The organism is Edaphocola aurantiacus (genome assembly GCF_019797745.1).
Classification (GTDB): domain Bacteria; phylum Bacteroidota; class Bacteroidia; order Chitinophagales; family Chitinophagaceae; genus Edaphocola; species Edaphocola aurantiacus.
Map to the genome: position 1 here is coordinate 1 of NZ_VOSI01000008.1, position 2500 is coordinate 2500.

Annotated in this window: 2 rRNA genes (1 of these 2 cut by a window edge); both read right to left on the reverse strand. The window is 47.6% G+C overall.

Annotation, left to right across the window (positions count from 1 at the left end):
* Positions 1–21 precede the first annotated feature (21 nt).
* Positions 22–131 (reverse strand): 5S ribosomal RNA (gene rrf / locus FTD44_RS16000).
* 70 nt (positions 132–201) lie between these two features.
* Positions 202–2500: ribosomal RNA gene (locus FTD44_RS16005) — 23S ribosomal RNA — on the reverse strand (it continues 575 nt past the right edge of the window).

Genomic DNA, 2500 nt, shown 5'->3' on the forward strand with positions numbered 1-2500 from the left:
TTGAAGGGTGTCTTAAAATAAATATGGCAGCTACCTACTTTCCCGGAATACACCAGTATCATCGGCCATGATGGGCTTAACTGCTCTGTTCGGAATGGGAAGAGGTGAACACCATCGGCAATACCACCATAAAAAGGTACGATCTTGCGATCAATAAGGTAACATATTGGGAAAACTAATCAACAGATTTCTTACTAATAAAGTATAAAGCGTACGTGCAATTAGTACTACTCGGCTTTGATGTTACCATCTTTACACCTGTAGCCTATCAACGTCGTCGTCTTCGACGGCACTTAAAAGTAAACTCATCTTGAGGTAGGTTTCGCGCTTAGATGCTTTCAGCGCTTATCCTTTCTGTACATAGCTACTCTGCACTGCACCTGGCGGCACAACAGATACACCAGCGGTACATACAACCCGGTCCTCTCGTACTAAGGTCATGTCCTCGCAATTTACTAACGCCCACCACAGATAGAGACCAAACTGTCTTGCGACGTTCTGAACCCAGTTCACGTGCCACTTTAATGGGCGAACAGCCCAACCCTTGGGACCTTCTCCAGCCCCAGGATGTGACGAACCGACATCGAGGTGCCAAACCTCCCCGTCGATATGAGCTCTTGGGGGAGATCAGCCTGTTATCCCCGGAGTACCTTTTATCCTTTGAGCGACGGCCCTTCCATACGGAACCGCCGGATCACTTTAGCCTGCTTTCGCACCTGATCGACTAGTCAGTCTCACAGTCAAGCTCCCTTATACTAATACGCTCTACTTACGATTACCAACCGTAATGAGGGAACCTTTGCGAGCCTCCGTTACACTTTAGGAGGCGACCACCCCAGTCAAACTACCCACCATGCAATGTCTTCGCTTACGCAAATTAGACTCTAAGTAACAGAAGGTTGGTATTTCAACGTTGACTCCACAAACACTGGCGTGCCTGCTTCATAGTCTCCCAACTATCCTACACATCTGGTACCCAAAATCAATGCAAAGTTGTAGTGAAGGTTCACGGGGTCTTTTCGTCCCGTGGCGGGTAACCGGCATCTTCACCGATACTACAATTTCACCGGGCTCGTGGAGGAGACAGTGTGCAACTCATTCTACCATTCGTGCAGGTCGGAACTTACCCGACAAGGAATTTCGCTACCTTAGGACCGTTATAGTTACGGCCGCCGTTTACTGGGGCTTCAGTCGCAAGCTTCACCTTACGGTTGACAAGCTTCCTTAACCTTCCAGCACCGGGCAGGTATCAGGCTCTATACGTCATCTTTCGATTTGGCAGGGCCCTGTGTTTTTGCTAAACAGTTGGTTGCACCATTTTACTGTGACCGCATCGCTGCGGTACGCTTTATCCCGAAGTTACAGCGTTAATTTGCCTAGTTCCTTCTCCACGGCTCACCCGAGCGCCTTAGAATACTCATCTCGACTACCTGTGTCGGTTTACGGTACGAGTCGTAATAAACATAACTTAGAGGTTTTTCTCGGCAGTCTGATTACAGTCACTATCCACGCCACCGAAGTTTTGTGGTACTATCAGGTTTCATCAAGGTCTACGCATTTAACTATAGACCCTATAACTACGCCCTTTAACGAACTATTCCGTAAGTTCGCGGACTTTTCACTCCTGCGTCTCCCCATCGAATTTATTACGAGTACTGGAATATTAACCAGTTGTCCATCGACTTCCCCTTTCGGGTACGCCTTAGGTCCCGACTAACCCTGATCCGATTAACGTTGATCAGGAACCCTTAGTCTTTCGGCGATAAGGTTTTTCACCTTATTTATCGTTACTCATTCCTACATTTTCTTTTCTATCCGCTCCAGCATGCATCACCACACACCTTCAACGCAAATAGAATGCTCTCCTACCGATTTATGTAAACATAAATCCTATAGCTTCGGCACTACGTTTGATGCCCGATCATTTTCCGCGCCCGAACCCTCGACCAGTGAGCTGTTACGCACTCTTTAAATGAATGGCTGCTTCCAAGCCAACATCCTGGCTGTCTTAGGATTTGAACATCGTTTAACCAACTTAACGTAGATTTAGGGGCCTTAGCTGATAGTCTGGGTTGTTCCCCTCTCGGCCACGGACCTTAGCGCCCGCAGCCTCACTGCCACAGATATTTATTAGCATTCGGAGTTTGTCAGGATTTGGTAGGCGGTGAAGCCCCCTAGTCCAATCAGTAGCTCTACCTCTAATAAACTTCTTATATGTGACGCTGTTCCTAAAAACATTTCGGAGAGAACGAGCTATCTCTCAGTTTGATTGGCCTTTCACCCCTATCCACAGGTCATCGGATAACTTTTCAACGTTAACCCGTTCGGTCCTCCAGTGTGTGTTACCACACCTTCAACCTGCCCATGGATAGATCACAAAGTTTCGCGTCTGCACCTACTGACTTAGCGCCCTGTTAAGACTCGCTTTCGCTGCGGCTCCGTAACTTAAGTACTTAACCTTGCCAGTAAGTAGCAACTCGTAGGATCATTATGCAAAAGG